Raw genomic sequence first — 14,323 nt, forward strand, 5'->3', positions numbered from 1 at the left:
CGCCCCCGGATCAGCGCTTCGCGAACGGCCCGCCCGCCGCGAACGCCAGCTCCGCGAAGCGTTCGCCGATGCGCCGGTGGGCGGCCGCGTCGGGGTGGATGTCGTCGGGCAACGGCAGTTCGCCGAGGTCGGCCTCGCCGTAGAGTTCGCGGCCGTCGAGGTAGTGCACATGCGGGTCGTCGGCGGCGCGCTGCCGCACGATCCGGGCCAGCTCCTCGCGGATCACGCTCAACGTCAGCTTTCCGTAAGCGCGTTCCGCCGGATCGCCCATGGCCCTGAACTTGAGCTGCCCGTCGGCGAGCGTCTCGAGATCGGGAGCCGCGGGGCCGGGGGTGTCCTCATGGATCGGGCACAGGATCGGTGAGACGACCAGGAGCGGCGTCGTCGGGTGCCCCTCGCGGATGGTGTCGAGGAAGCCGTGCACGGCCGGGGTGAAGGCGCGCATCCGCATCGCGTCGTAGTTGACGAGGTTGATTCCGATCTTGACGCTGATCAAGTCGGCCGGGGTGTCCCGCATCGTCCGCGCGGTGAAGGGGTCCAGCATGGCGCTGCCGCCGAACCCCAGGTTGATCAGGTCGGCGTCGGCCAGCGACGCGGCACGTGCGGGCCAGATGGTCGAGGGGCTCGCGGCGTCGGAGCCGTGGCTGATGGAGCTGCCGTGGTGCAGCCACACCGGGCGGCCGCGGTCGGCGGCGGGCTCGACGGGGGCATCGGTGCGCAGGGCGAGGAGTTCGGTGGTCTCGTCGTGCGGGAGCCAGATCTCGATGTCCTTCATGACGTCGGAGAGGCCGCTGAAGCGCACGGTTCCGGGTTCGCCGGGTGTCCGCTCGGAGGTCCCGGTGGCCATGTCGATGGTCAGGGTGTGGCCACCGGGCACGCTCCCCTGCGCGACGAGCTGTCCGCCCACAAGAAGGTCGTACGTCCCGTCCGGCCTGGCCGGCACACCTACGTATGCGCGCTTGCTCGGCAACGTGTCCAGCTCGACGGCGGTCGCGCGGGTGCGGAACGCGAGCCGTACGCCGGAGGGCTGGGACTCGACCATGGCCAGCTGCCCGTCGGTGTTCTGGGCGCGGGCCCAGGCCGGCAGGCGGTGCGGCAGCAGCCCGAGTTCGGTGCGTTCGATGTCGAGCACACCGCGCAGCAAACCGGCGGTGAGCGGTGTGGTGATCCAGTGGTGCGGAGTGTGCGACTCGGTGTGCGTATCGGCGTGTGAATCGGTGTCCCGCTCGGCGTTCGACTCAGTGTTCATGACCTCAACCGTTGATCAAGTGATGAATGGTGCTGACCAGGTGCTGCGTTACGTGTTCTGTTCGGGCCAGTTCCGCAGCAGGGCGTCGAGCGCGTCCAGCGTGCGCGCCCACGTCACGTCCGAATCCGGCGCGCTGTGGCTGAACCCGCCGCCCATCTCCAGGCTCACGTAGCCGTGGAAGACGCTGCCGAGGAGCCGGACGGCGTGCGTCTGGTCCGGCTCGGTCAGGTCGTAGCCGCGCAGCAGGGCCCGGGTCATCTGGGCGTGCCGGGGTCCCGCGCTGGCGGCGGCCGCCTCGGGGTCGAGGCGGAACTGGGCCGCGGCGTAGCGGCCGGGGTGTTCGCGTGCGTAGTCCCGGTAGACGTTCGCCAGAGCGGTCAGGGCGTCCTTGCCGGCCCGTCCGGCCAGCGCCTCGGCGGCCCGGTCGGCGAGCTCCTCCAGCGCGATCAGCGCGATCCGGGTCTTGAGGTCGTGCGAGTTCTTCACATGCGAGTACAGGCTCGCGACCTTGACCTCGAACCGCCGGGCGAGCGCCGAGACGGTGACGTGCTCGAAGCCCACCTCATCGGCCAGCTCCGCGCCCGCCCTCGCCAGCCGCTCCGCATTCAGTCCCACGCGCACCATGACCGTCTGTCCTTCCTTTCGACCCTCAACCCTCGACCTCCAACCCTCACTCATTATGCATTTGCCTAAAACCTTTAGGCAAATTAGCCTCGCTGTTATGAAGCCACTGACCGAGCGGGAGATCCGTTCCGCATTCGTGAACTGCACCAAGGGCGAGGCGAAGCGCATGCACGTCCCGCACGATCTGGCCGAGCGCCCCTGGGACGACCTGGACTTCTTCGGCTGGCGCGACCCGGGAGCCCCCGACCGCGCCTACCTCGTGACCGAGATCGACGGCCGCCTTCAGGGGGTCGCGCTGCGCTCCGCGCACGCCGCGTCGTGGCAGACGCGGCGCAGCATGTGCTCGATGTGCGTCACCACACACACCGGCGGCGTCTCCCTGATGGTCGCGCCGAAGGCGGGCAAAGCCGGGAAGCAGGGCAACTCGGTGGGGGCGTACATCTGCAGCGATCTCGCCTGCTCGCTGTATGTGCGCGGCAAGAAGGACGCGGGCATCGGCGCACGGCTGCACGAGACGCTCACGACCGAGGAGAAGATCGAGCGGACCGTGGCGAACGTCGCCGCGCTCGTCGCGAAGGTTCTCGCGTGAATCCCTGACCCGGCAACCCATCGCGTCGCCGCGACCACTAGAGGCTGCACCCGCAACTGCCGCTACGCGACGACGAATTGGGGACTCCAGGATGAGCAGGACGAGCAGGGCAAGCAGGACGAGCAGCAGGAAACGGCCCATGGCGCCGCGGCTCGCCGCGACGCTGGCCGCGGCCGCCCTCGCCGGCGGGCTGGGCATGGCGTTGTCGATGCCGCAGGCCTCCGCGGCCGCAGCCGGTGCCACCGGCTACGCGAGCCAGAACGGCGGGACGACGGGCGGCGCGGGCGGGACGACCGTACGCGCCACCACGGGCACCCAGATCCACCAGGCCCTGTGCAACCGCGCCGCCGACTCCACCCCGATCACCATCCAGGTCGAGGGCACGATCAACCACGGCAACACCAGCAAGGTCTCCGGCGACAGCTGCAACACCGCGGCCGACGTGATCGAGCTGAAGCAGATCAGCAACGTCACGATCGTCGGCGTCGGCAGCGGCGCCGTCTTCGACCAACTGGGCATCCACATCCGCGAGTCGAGCAACATCGTCATCCAGAACGTGACGGTCAAGAACGTCAAGAAGTCCGGCTCCCCCACCTCCAACGGCGGCGACGCCATCGGGATGGAGAAGAACGTCCGCAACGTCTGGGTGGACCACGTCTCCCTGCTGGCGTCCGGCGGCGAGTCCGAGGGCTACGACGGCCTCTTCGACATGAAGAACAACACCCAGTACGTGACCCTCTCGTACAGCACGCTGCGCAACTCGGGCCGCGGCGGCCTGATCGGCTCCAGCGAGAGCGACCTGTCGAACGGCTTCGTCTCGTTCCACCACAACCTGTACGAGAACCTCGACTCGCGCGCGCCCCTGCTGCGCGGCGGCACGGCCCACATCTACAACAACTCGTACGCGAGCCTGAACGAGTCCGGCATCAACTCCCGCGCCGGCGCCAAGGCCAAGGTGGACAACAACTACTTCAAGGACTCCAAGGACGTCCTGGGCACCTTCTACACCGACGCCGTCGGCTACTGGCAGGTCAGCGGCAACATCTTCGACAACGTGACCTGGTCCGCGCCCGGCGACGAGAACAACCCGGCCGGGCCCGACCCGAAGTCCACCACCACCGTCTCGATCCCGTACGCCTACACGCTCGACAAGGCGGAGTGCGTGCCGGACATCGTCGGCCGGACGGCGGGCGCGGGCAAGGGCCTGAAGGTGTCGGACGGCTCCTGCTGACTCTGCGTCGCGGCCGGGGCTCCACCTCGACGACGGCATGGCCGAGCCGCGGGTCGCTCTCATAGGGCTCCCGCAGGCGCGGGCCGAAAGTGGCCGTCTGCCACAGGGCCCCGGCCATGCCGGTCGCGGTGGCGATCATGTCGACGGTCCGCGTCTCGCTCAGACCCGGCAGCCGCCGCAGCTCGCCGTCGATGAGCCCGATCTCCTCGAGCGTCACCAGCTTGAACTCGAGCACCGAGTCGGCCGACACGTTGCGTTCCAGGTTCATGGGCGCCTGCGCCGGCGGGTCACGGAACAGGGGCCGCGCCGCCGGCGTGGCGGCGACGACCGCGGCGATCTCCGCGGGAGCGGCCCGCTCCCTCCGTCCGAGATCGCCGCGCAGCTCGGCGGACCACTGCCGCCGGCCCTCCGCCGTGAGGCGCAGGAAGATCTGCTCCCTCGTCTCGAAGTACCGCGGCAGGGCCGACTTGTGCACGCCCACTTCCGCGGCGATGTCGGTGAGGGTGACGTCCCGGATGCCGCGCCGCCGCCCGAGCGCTCGCGCCGCGTCCAGGATCACCACCTCGCGCGCGCCGTCCGGCGCGGCCGGGTCCCGAGCCACCTCCTGCTCGGTGTGAACGCGGTGGAGATGGCCCTGGACCACTCGGGCCGCGAACAGGCCGAGGCGACAGCCTGGGAAAAGGTCAGCCGCTCCGCCGACTCGGGCGAGCCGTGTCCCGCGGAACTGCCGGTCGGCCAGGGCCTGTTGGCTCGGGGGACATCGACGGCCCCACCGCCCAGGCTCCGCTCGCGAGCCCCGCCGGCCAGGAACCGGAGCTCACGAACGCGCCACGCACAGTTCGGCTCCGCCCGCGCGGACCCCCTCCGCGGCGGCCTCGGTCAGGGCCGCGTCCGTGATGACCGTGTCGAACGCCGGCAGCGGAGCGACCCGGTACTTGCCGAACGTGCCGAACTTGGCGGAACCCGCGACGAGGACCGAGCTGCCCGCCGATTCCATGGCCGCCTGCTTGACCTCGACCTTGGGTTCCGACGGCGTCGTCACCCCGCGCAGCAGATCCCAGGAGCTGGTGCTGATGAAGGCGATGTCCAGGGCGAGTTGGCGCAGCGTCGCGGCGGCCAGCCGGCCCACGCTGGAGCGGTTGGCGACGTCGACCTGGCCGCCGATGTGCACGAGGTCCAGGTGCGGCGCGGTCATCAGCCGGTCGACGGTGGTGAAGTCGTTGGTCACCACCGTCAGGGAGTTCAGGCGGGCGAGCGCCGGGACCATCGCGAGGAGGGTGGTGCCCGCGTCGAGATAGACGGTCATCCCCTCCTGGACCAGTTCGGCGGCCTGCGCGGCCATGGCCTGCTTCTCCGGCCGGTCGACGGCGGACTTGTCCTGGAAGCTGGGCTCGGTGCTCACGTGACTGGCGATCCGGACGCCGCCGGGGACCGAGAAGACCAGGCCCTGCCGCTCCAGCTCGGCGATGTCCCGGCGGACGGTCATGTGGGAGACGCCGAAGAGCTGGGTGATCTGCTGAACGCTCAGCACGCCTTCTCTGCGCAGGTGCCGCAGGAGTTGCTCGCGCCGCTGGTCCGGGATGAGCGGCAGGGGCTCCTGAGCGGTCATCGTCGCTCTCCTCTCACTTTCGTACGCGACGTCTCTTTCGTACGCGACGGTAGCCGATGATCTTCTTTTCCGGCCCCGGGCCGGCCCCGGCACCGACCCCGGCCCCGGCCCCGGCCCCGGCCCCGGCTCGTCGGGCAGGCTCTCAGCCGCCGACGAACGTGCTGAGCAACAGGACTCCGCCGAGGCTCAGCAGCGACTGCAGGGACAGCATCAGCGTCCAGGTGCGGAACGTCTGGGAGACGGAGAGCTGGAAGTACTCCTTGAAGAGCCAGAACCCGGAGTCGTTGACGTGCGAGAGCATCACGGCGCCGGACGCGGTGGCGAGGACCATCAGCTCCGGGGAGACCCCGGGGTAAGCGGTGAGCAGCGGGGCGACGATGCCGGTCGCCGCCGCGGTGGCGACGGTCGCGGAGCCGAGGCAGATCCGCAGCAGCGCCGCGACGACCCAGGCCAGGAGCAGGGGCGGTACCGACCAGTCGACGGCGTAATCGGAGATGATCTTGTCTATGCCGGTCGCGGTGAGCATCGCCTTGAGGCCGCCGCCCGCGCCGAGGATGAGCACGATCGCACCGACCGGGCCGAGCCCCTTGCCCGCCATCTTCTGGAGCTGCGGGAGCCCGAATCCGGAGCGGACGCCGAGTGCGAAGAAGGCGAACACGACGGCCGCGAGGAGGGACAGCACCGAGGAGTCGCAGGCCTCGAAGAACGCGTAGGGCAGTGTGCCCTTGGCGGTGTTGGACGTGCCCAGCGTGCCGATGAGCATGAGGCCGGGCGGCAGGAGCACCGTGATGAGCGCGAGCGCGAAGGAGACGGGCTTGCGCTGGCTGTCGGGGGCGAAGTCGGCCTGGGGCACGGGTCCCCGGTCGAGGTCGGGCGCGGGGCCGAACCACCGGGAGGCGAACTTCGTCAGCAGGGGGCCGGTGATGATCGCCAGCGGGATGCCGATGATGAGGCCGTACATGATCGTCAGGCCGGTGTTGGCGTCGTACGCGGAGACGGCGAGGGTCGGCGAGGGGTGCGGGGGCAGCAGGCCGTGCGAGACGTACAGGCCCGCGGCCATCGGCAGGCCGACGTAGAGCAGGTGGGAGCCGGTGCGCTTGGCGACGGCGTAGACCAGCGGCACGAGCATGACGAAGCTGACGTCGAACAGGTGCGGCATGCCGATGAGCAGCGCGGCCGCGGTGATCGCGGTGGGGATCCACTTGACGGGGCGGGCGCCGATGAAGACCGTCGCGATGCGGTCCGCGCCGCCCGAGCCGAGCAGGATGCCGCCGAGGAGCGTGCCGAGGCCGATGGTCGGGCCGCTGCTGGCGAGGGCGTCCCCGAAACCGTCCTGGAAGTGTTCGACGGTCGCGCCGGGCGCGATTCCGGCGGCGAGGCCGAGGCCCAGGGCGGACACGGTCAGGGCGAGGAACGGGTGGATCTTGAACTTGGTGATCAGCACGACGAGCACGACGACGGCCGCGGCGCCGAGCAGCAGGTGCTGGATGTCGGTGCTCACGAGCGCACCGCCGCGGCGGTCGTGGCGGCGGGACGGGCGGCGCGGCCGGTGGTCCAGGCGTGGCGGAGTTCGTCGTCGGCGTCGGCGAGATCGCCGAGGCGGATCAGTTCACCCGCGGCGACCGGGCGCGCGAGTGTCGTGTGTGCGGCGAGGTAGAGCGGCGCGATGTCGGCGGGGGTGTCCTCGTCGCGCAACAGCACGGCCTGGACGCCGGTGACGTCGTGGTGGTGGCCGCCCATGTCGAGGACGGTTCCGGCGGGCAGATCGTGCCGGGCACGGCCCGCGAGGACGGCGTGTCCGCGGGGGTCGGCGCCTCCGGAGGGGCGCTTGTGCAGCACCGCCGAGAGCAGGGAGACGGGCGTCTCCACCCCCATCAGGTGGTAGGGGAGATAGACGGCCGCGTACTTGCCGTCGCGGCTGACGACGTGTCCCTTGCCGCGCAGGGTCTCCCAGGTCTCCGGGTCGCCGGTGCGCACGACGACGAAGACGCCGCCGGCGAACGAGGCCTCGCCCGGCAGGCGCAGCGCGCTGAACACGTCGACCGCGCCGGTCCTGTGCAGGACTCCGCCGTCCTCGCGCGGCCGGTAGATGTCGGCGAGTTCGGCGATGCGGGCCACGGGGTAGTGCAGCAGCTCGGTGTCGGGCTCGAAGCCCGTGTTGGTGGCGACGACGGCCATCTCGCAGTAGTCGGCGGTCGCGCCGACGGGCAGCGCGGACACGGTACGGGCCCGGGCCGCCAGGGTCTCGGGCACGTCGTCGCCGAGGTCGAGCAGCGCGTCGAGCCCCGGTGCCTCGACGGTGGTGTCCAGCTGGGTGACGGTCCCCCGCTCCGGATCGAGGACGAGGTCGTACTCGCTGGACTTGCCGATCGCCACGATGTCGAGGCCGAGCAGTTCGGCCCAGGTCACCAGGCCGATCAGGTTGGCGGGCTGGTCGCCGTCGGCGGTCGTGTAGACGAGGCCGGACCGTGCGGCGAGCTCGGCCAGGTGCAGACCGGCGACCGAGTCGACCTCCTTGCTGACCATGGCCACGTGCCGCCCCGCGAGGAGGGCCTCCCTGGCCATGGCGTACCCGTGCACGGGGCTGCCGGTCGCCTCGACGAGGATGTCCCAGCCGGCCGCGCCGAGCAGTCCGCCGTCGGCGACCAGGGCGATGCGCCCGTCCCGTGCGGCGCGCTCGACCTCCGCGGCGTTCGCGCAGTCCGCCAACCGGTCGCTGTCGTAACCGAGTTCGCCGAGCATCGCGCGCAGTCGCGGCAGGTCCCGGTCGCACAGCGCGGTCGGCTCCAGCGCCGGGATGCGCAGGGTCTGGGCAAGGAGGGTCCGGGCGAATCCGCCGCCGGCGCCGGACAGTGCGTAGCGCACGGCCCCCACGTCGGCTGTGGCGAACAAGTGGTGCAGGTTCATGGGCCCTCCTCGATGAGCGCAATGACTGGAGCGTCATGGCTGGAAACACTCCGCCGATTAACAACATGTATCAGGCATTCCCATACGAGTAAAGCTTGTTAACATAACTTCACAGAGCAAGGTGCTCGGCGCTCACCCGCTGTCACCTCGCCAGCGAAGTTCCATGAACGTCAACGAACAGAGGGAGGTCCGATGCCACTCCTCGGAGCCATCGCCGACGACTTCACCGGTGCCACCGATCTCGCCACGATGCTCGTCGCCCGCGGGTTCCGGACGGTGGTGGCCGTCGGCGCCGAGGACCTGGCAGGCGACGGGCCCGCCGCGCGGGAGGTGCGCGGGGCCGACGCCGTCGTCGTCGCGCTCAAGTCACGCACCACGCCGCCCGCGGAGGCCGTCGAGGCGTCGCTGGCCGCCCTCCGCGCCCTGACCGACGCGGGGTGCCGGAGCTTCTACTTCAAGTACTGCTCCACCTTCGACTCCACGCCCCGGGGCAACATCGGCCCGGTCACGGACGCCCTTCTGGACGCCCTCGGCGAGAACGCGACCGTGGTCGTCCCGGCCTTTCCGGCCACCGGACGCACCGTGTACAAGGCGCGGCTGTTCGTCCACGACGACCTGCTCGACGAGAGCCCCATGCGCGACCATCCCCTGACCCCGATGCGCGACTCCCACCTCGTGCGTCTGCTGGCACCGCAGACCCGGCGCCCGGTGCGCACCATCGGCCTGGACACGGTGCGGGCCGGCGTGCACGCGCTGCGCGAGGCCCTCTCCGCACCCGGGTTCGCCGACGCGCTCACCGTCGTCGACGCCACCGAGGACCAGGACCTTCGCACCATCTCCGCCGCGACCTCGTCGATGCGCCTGGTCACCGGCGCGGCGGGGCTCGCCCTCGGACTGACCGGGCCGCACGAGGGGGCCGCGCGGGCCGCAGCGGCCTCCCGGCCCGGTGACTTCGGCGCCGTCCTCGCCGGCAGCGCCTCGGCCGCCACCCGCGCCCAGGTCGCTCACGCGCGGGAGCGGCTGCCGCACCGCCAACTGGACCTCGCGGCGCTGCGGGCCGACCCCGCGGCCGCCGTCGCCGAGCTGGTCGGCTTCGCCCGCGCCTGCTGGCGGACCGACCCGACGCTGCCGCCGCTCGTCTACGCCGTCGGCTCGCTCGACGATCTGGAGCACGACACGCCCGAGGGCTCCGTCCCCGCGGCCGAACTGATCGAGCGGGCCCTCGCCGACTACGCCGTCGGGCTGGTCGGGGCGGGCGCGCGCCGCCTGCTGGTCGCCGGCGGCGAAACCTCCGGCGCCGTGGTCACCGCCCTCGGCGCCCGGACGCTCGGCATCGGCGCGCAGATCGCCCCCGGCGTCGCCTGGGCCCGCACGCAGCCAGGAGTGGGCGGAAGTGCGGAGGGCATCGATCTGGCCCTGAAGTCCGGCAACTTCGGCGGCACGTCCATCTTCACCTCGGCCTGGGACGAGCTCGCATGAGCGCCGCCCGCCACGACCTCGCGGCCGCCGGTGCCCACCTCGCGTCCCTGGGGCTGAGCCCCGGCTCCTCCGGCAACCTCAGCATCCGCGAGGACGACCATGTTCTGATCACCCCCACCGGGGCGGACCTCGCCGCGATAGACGCCGGCCGTCTCACCGTCCTCGGCCTGGACGGCACCCACCTGGACGGCCCCCGCCCGTCCAAGGAGTTCCCCCTGCACACCGCGTTCTACCGGCGCGACCCCGCCACCCGCGCCGTGATCCACCTGCACTCCCGCCACGCAGCCGCGTTCTCCTGCCGCCCCGCCTGGTCGGAGCGCAGCGCACTCCCGCCGCTGACGCCGTACTTCGTGATGCGCGTGGGGCAGACTCCCCTGCTCCCCTACGCACCGCCCGGAGACGTCCAACAGGCCGCGGATCTGGAGCAGTTGCCGTTCCCCTTCCGGGCCGCGCTGCTGCAGAACCACGGCCCGGTGGTGTCCGGACCGTCCCTCGCGGCCGCCATGGAGGCGGCCGTCGAACTGGAGGAGACGGCAGCGCTGCTCCTCGCGCTCGGCGGCCTGCCGGCCCGCGTCCTCACCGAGGAGGAGGCGCGCGCGATGGCCGACAAGTACGGGACTCCCTGGTCCGGCTGACCGACATGCCGAGCGTGGGGGCGGCATGGTTCAGTGTCCGCGGAACGCCTCCTCCAGCCACCACGACCCGCGCTCCCGCACCACCTTGGCATCCACGAGCAGCGGCGCGGTCCGCGCGCCCTCGACCCAGTCCCGTACGGGCTTCAGGTCGTCCGGCGTCCGGACGGTGACCGCCTCGAAGCCGTAGCCGCGTGCGACGGCGGCGATGTCGGTGGGCGGGAACTCGACCGTGCCGAGCGGGAATCCGTCCGGGCCGAAGTGGTGCACCTCCGCTCCGTACGCGTCGTCGTTGTAGACGACGATGACCATGGGGAGCCCGAGCCGTCGCACCGTGTCGAGTTCGACGGCGCTCATCAGCGTCCCGCCGTCGCCGAGCGCGGCCACCGCGAGGCGGTCCGGGCGGGCCAGGGCCGCTCCGATCGTGGTGGCGAGGCCGAGGCCGATGGACTGGAAGGCCTGCGTGAAACAGAGGCCCTGCTCGTCGGGGACGGACAGGTACATCGTCGGGTGGCCCATGAAGTTGCCGGAGTCGACGCCGATCACGCGCTGGGCGGGGAGGATGTCGTCGAGGGCGATGCTGAGCGTGCGCGGGTCGATGCGCTCGCGGGTGCCCTCGTCCTCGTACGGGATGTCGCGCCACCGCAGTCGTGCGGCGAGGGCGGCGGCGGTGTCGGGCGTGCGGTGGCCGCGGCCGCCACGCCCCCCGAGCGCGGTGCGCGTCCTGTCCGCCGTCAGGAGCACGTCGCCGGTGACCCCGAGGTGCACGGGGCGGTGCGTGCCGAGCGCCGCGGGGTCGTCGTCGACCTGGACCAGGGTCGTGTCCGGGCCGATGAGCCGGCCGTGCCGCGTCGTCCACATGGTCAGCGAACAGCCCCAGGCCACGACCACATCGGCGCCCTGGAGCAGTTCGGCCGCGAGCGGTGACGAGAAGCCGCCCGACACGTCGAGCGACCAGGGGTTGCCCTGGAACAGACCGTGGGCCACCGCCGAGGTCGCGAGGAGCGCACCGCAGCTCTCGGCGAGCGCTTCCAGCGCCTGACGGCAGCCGGGGCCGCGCGCGCCGCGTCCGGCCAGGAGGACCGGGCGCTCGGCCCGAGCGAGCAGCTCGGCGAGCGCCGCGACGTCCGCCTCGGCCGGCTCGACGGCGGAGCGCGGAGGCGGCGGGACGACGGCGGCCAGCGCCCGGTCCGGATCGGGAGACTCCCGCGCCTGCACATCGAGCGGCAGGTTGAGCACGACGGTGCGGCGCTCCTGGACGGCTGTGCGCACGGCGGCGTACGTCTGCGCGACGGCGTCCGCCGCGGATGTCACGCGGGCGCTCCCGGCGCCGAGTGCCCGCGCCAGCCCCTCTTGGTCGACACGGAAGTTGGAGCCGGGCTGCGACGCCTCCGCGGCGACCACTATGAGCGGCGTACGGCTCTTGGCCGCCTCGCCGATCCCGGTGAGCGCGTTCGTGAGCCCGCACCCCTGGTGCACACTGACCGCCGCCACGGTGCCCCGCACCCTGGCGTACGCGTCGGCCATGGTGGCGGCGCCGCCTTCGTGGCGCGTCGCGACGAACCGCGCGCCCGCCGCCACCATCGCGTTGGTGACGTGGAAGTTGCCGGAGCCGACCACTCCGAAGACCTGTCCGACCCCGGCCGCGACCAGGGCCCGCCCGACCGCCTCGGCGACCTTCACGACGCCCCTCCCGCCCGTTCGACGAGGGCGAGGACCCGCGCCGGTGCCCCGGAGCCCGAGACGATGGGCAGCGGCCCCGCGATCACGACGGCCCCGGTCGGCGGCAGTTCCGCCAGGTTCTGCAGCTGCGTCAGGCCGTACTTGCCGCTGCCCATCAGGTACGAGTGACAGGGGAACGCCGGCTCGAACGAGTGCGCCCGGCCCGCGTCGGTACCCACCGTCTCCACGCCGAGCCCGGCCACCGGCGTCTCCTCGGCCACCCAGCGGGCGCACTCGGCGGAGAGGCCCGGCGTGTGCGGCCCGTTCTCATCGGCGTTGAGGAACAACTCCTGGGTGTGCGATCTGGTGCTCCACCCGGTCCGCACCAGGAGCCACCCACCATCGGGCAGCGCGCCGTGCCGGTCCTGCCACGCCTGGACGTGCTCCACCTCGATGAGGAGATCGGGGTCCTTGGCGGCCTCCTCGGTGAAGTCGAGCACCACCGCGGGAGCCACCAGCCGGCGGGCGGGCACCGAGGCGACGTCCCCGAGGTCCTTGCCGGTGACCCAGTGGTTGGGCGCGTCGAAGTGCGTGCCGGTGTGCTCACCGGAACGGAAGTTGTTCCAGTACCAGGCGGGCCCCCGGTCGTCGTACCGGCTGATCTCCTCCAGTGCGAACTCGGCGGTCTGCCCGAATTCGGCAGGCAGTCGGAGCACCGGCGTGGTGGACGACAAGGGCGCGGTGAGATCGACGACTTCGATCGACCCGCCCCGCAGCCCGGCCACCAGGGCGGCGAGAACGGACGGCGACGAAGAACCGGACGCTGTGGCGGATGCTGCCGTGGGCTCGGACATGCCTGCATCCTGAAGGCAGTTGCGGGGCCGCACAATGGTGCGACGCCCGTCAGCACTGCACGGAAGCGACGCGTACCCCACCGCCTCGCGCCTCTACCTGGGACCACCCGGAGACCGCGACGGCCATCAGCGCGGGGACGGCGAGCTGAGCGGGGGCAGCAGCGTCCCGTACAACCACGTGCCGAACAGCTCGTCCAGCTCGTCCGCGGGTCCGGTCGCGAACCTCTCCACGTGCGCGGTGAACATCTGCGTGCCGACCACGCCGTGCCGGTGGACGACGGCCCACTCGCGCAGCATCCGGAAGAACGCCGCGTCGCCGAGCGCGCGTCGCACCGCGTGCACGGCGAGAGCGCCGCGTTCGTAGAGCCGGTCGTCGAACATCCACTTGCGGCCGGGGTCGGCCAGTTTGAGGTCCTGGGGCTGCGTGGCGAGCAGGCGGTGTGCGCTCACGGCCAGTTCCTGGGCACTGCGCGCGCCCGAGCGTTCCGACCAGAGCCATTCCGCGTACTTGGCGAGGCCCTCGTTGAGCCAGATGTGCCGCCAGTCGGCGACGGTGACGCTGTTGCCGAACCATTGGTGGGCGAGTTCGTGCGCGACCAGGTGCTCCGAACCACGCGCCCCGTCCACGTGGTTGACGCCGAAGACCGACAGGCCCTGTGCCTCGACGGGCACGTCGATCTCCTCGTCGGCCACGACGACGCCGTACTCGCCGAAGGGGTAGGGCCCGAAGAGTTCCTCGAAGAGCGTCATCATCTGCGGCTGGCGCGCGAAGTCCCGGGAGAAGTCGGAGAGCAGATGGGCAGGGAAGTGCCCGGTCTGCGGCACCCCCCTGAGCCCCGGGTCGCCGAGCAGCACCGTCTGGTACCTGCCGACGGACAGCCCGACCAGATAGCTGGAGGTGGGCGCGGCCTGTTCGTAGAGCCATGTGGTGGTGGAGGCTCTGGTGGTGCGCGTCAGCAGCCGTCCGCCCATCACCACCTGGTACGCCGAGGGTGCGGTGACCGCGATCTGGTACGAGGCCTTGTCGGCGGGCCGGTCGTTGCACGGGAACCAGGACGGCGCCCCCACCGGCTGGCTGGCGACCAGCGCACCGTCGGTCAGCTCCTCCCAACCGATGCCGCCCCAGGGGCTGTTGACCGGTCTCGGGTTGCCCGAGTAGTGGACCTCTACGGTGAACGCGGACCCGGCGGGCAGCGTCTTCGCCGGGCGGACCCGCAGCTTGCCGCCGCGCAGCGTGTAGTGCGGGGCACGGCCGTCGACGCGGATGCGGTTGATCCGGAAGTCGCCGAGGTTCAGCTGGAACTCGGCCAGCGGGGCCCGGCCCGCGATCGCGCTGAGCCGGGCCGATCCTTCCAGCCGGTTGGGGCCCGGCCGGTAGTCGAGGTCCAGCTCGTAACGGTGTACCCGGAAGCGGGAGTCACCGTTGCCCGGGAAGTAGGGGTCCGGTGCCGTCTTCTGCTGCCCGCTCACGCCTGGTCCGCTCCCTG

Annotated in this window: 11 protein-coding genes and 3 pseudogenes; 5 read left to right on the plus strand and 9 right to left on the minus strand. The window is 71.8% G+C overall.

Annotation, left to right across the window (positions count from 1 at the left end):
• Positions 1–10: 10 nt before the first annotated feature.
• Together AB0J02_RS21675 and AB0J02_RS21680 are read right to left on the minus strand one after the other, a co-directional pair.
• Positions 11–1,249, minus strand: a complete 1,239-nt coding sequence (locus tag AB0J02_RS21675) for a GDSL-type esterase/lipase family protein (protein WP_363195356.1) — start codon at positions 1,247–1,249, stop codon at positions 11–13.
• A gap of 48 nt (positions 1,250–1,297) precedes the next feature.
• The gene (locus tag AB0J02_RS21680; RefSeq protein WP_363195357.1) at positions 1,298–1,873 is read right to left on the minus strand and encodes a WHG domain-containing protein; all 576 of its coding nucleotides are present in this window, start codon (positions 1,871–1,873) and stop codon (positions 1,298–1,300) included.
• A gap of 97 nt (positions 1,874–1,970) precedes the next feature.
• On the opposite strand from AB0J02_RS21680, the gene AB0J02_RS21685 reads away from it, so the two are divergent.
• Positions 1,971–2,462 carry an FBP domain-containing protein gene (locus AB0J02_RS21685; protein WP_363195358.1) on the plus strand — a complete coding sequence of 164 codons (492 nt, stop codon included), beginning with the start codon at positions 1,971–1,973 and terminating at the stop codon, positions 2,460–2,462.
• Positions 2,463–2,553: 91 nt separating this feature from the next.
• Positions 2,554–3,690, plus strand: a pseudogene (locus AB0J02_RS21690) (pectate lyase); the annotation flags it as partial.
• 7 nt (positions 3,691–3,697) lie between these two features.
• Here AB0J02_RS21690 and AB0J02_RS21695 read toward each other — a convergent pair.
• Positions 3,698–4,294: pseudogene (locus AB0J02_RS21695) on the minus strand (TetR family transcriptional regulator); the annotation flags it as partial.
• Between AB0J02_RS21695 and AB0J02_RS21700 the strand changes: the two are divergent.
• Positions 4,256–4,423, plus strand: a pseudogene (locus AB0J02_RS21700) (short-chain dehydrogenase/reductase); the annotation flags it as partial. The pseudogenes AB0J02_RS21695 and AB0J02_RS21700 sit on opposite strands and share 39 nt — an antisense overlap.
• An 87-nt stretch (positions 4,424–4,510) precedes the next feature.
• Here the strand turns inward: AB0J02_RS21700 and AB0J02_RS21705 are convergent.
• The 3 genes from AB0J02_RS21705 to AB0J02_RS21715 form a co-directional block, all read right to left on the minus strand.
• Complete coding sequence (locus tag AB0J02_RS21705) at positions 4,511–5,302, minus strand: DeoR/GlpR family DNA-binding transcription regulator (protein WP_363195359.1); 792 nt, start codon at positions 5,300–5,302, stop codon at positions 4,511–4,513.
• 142 nt (positions 5,303–5,444) lie between these two features.
• Positions 5,445–6,803, minus strand: a complete 1,359-nt coding sequence (locus tag AB0J02_RS21710) for a gluconate:H+ symporter (RefSeq protein WP_363195360.1) — start codon at positions 6,801–6,803, stop codon at positions 5,445–5,447.
• Positions 6,800–8,209: a homoserine dehydrogenase gene (locus AB0J02_RS21715; protein WP_363195361.1), complete on the minus strand. Its 1,410-nt coding sequence runs from the start codon at positions 8,207–8,209 to the stop codon at positions 6,800–6,802. Before AB0J02_RS21715 ends, AB0J02_RS21710 begins: the two co-directional genes overlap by 4 nt.
• A gap of 192 nt (positions 8,210–8,401) precedes the next feature.
• Between AB0J02_RS21715 and otnK the strand changes: the two genes are divergently transcribed.
• Positions 8,402–9,688 carry a 3-oxo-tetronate kinase gene (gene otnK, locus AB0J02_RS21720; RefSeq protein WP_363195362.1) on the plus strand — a complete coding sequence of 429 codons (1,287 nt, stop codon included), beginning with the start codon at positions 8,402–8,404 and terminating at the stop codon, positions 9,686–9,688.
• On the plus strand, positions 9,685–10,323 hold the full coding sequence (locus tag AB0J02_RS21725; protein WP_363195363.1) for a class II aldolase/adducin family protein: 639 nt from the start codon (positions 9,685–9,687) through the stop codon (positions 10,321–10,323). The genes otnK and AB0J02_RS21725 overlap by 4 nt, the downstream gene beginning before the upstream one ends.
• A 30-nt stretch (positions 10,324–10,353) precedes the next feature.
• Here AB0J02_RS21725 and AB0J02_RS21730 read toward each other — a convergent pair whose 3' ends face one another.
• The 3 genes from AB0J02_RS21730 to AB0J02_RS21740 all read right to left on the minus strand — a co-directional run bounded on the left by AB0J02_RS21730 (position 10,354) and on the right by AB0J02_RS21740 (position 14,306).
• Positions 10,354–12,003, minus strand: coding sequence for a thiamine pyrophosphate-binding protein (locus AB0J02_RS21730; RefSeq protein ID WP_363195364.1), 1,650 nt, complete (start codon positions 12,001–12,003; stop codon positions 10,354–10,356).
• A complete protein-coding gene (locus tag AB0J02_RS21735; RefSeq protein WP_363195365.1) occupies positions 12,000–12,836 on the minus strand; it encodes a cyclase family protein in 837 nt (278 codons plus the stop codon). Before AB0J02_RS21735 ends, AB0J02_RS21730 begins: the two co-directional genes overlap by 4 nt.
• 126 nt (positions 12,837–12,962) lie before the next feature.
• Positions 12,963–14,306, minus strand: coding sequence for a M1 family metallopeptidase (locus AB0J02_RS21740; protein WP_363195366.1), 1,344 nt, complete (start codon positions 14,304–14,306; stop codon positions 12,963–12,965).
• Between the last annotated feature and the right edge of the window lie 17 nt (positions 14,307–14,323).

Source organism: Streptomyces sp. NPDC050264 (genome assembly GCF_040655895.1).
Taxonomy (GTDB): Bacteria; Actinomycetota; Actinomycetes; order Streptomycetales; family Streptomycetaceae; genus Streptomyces.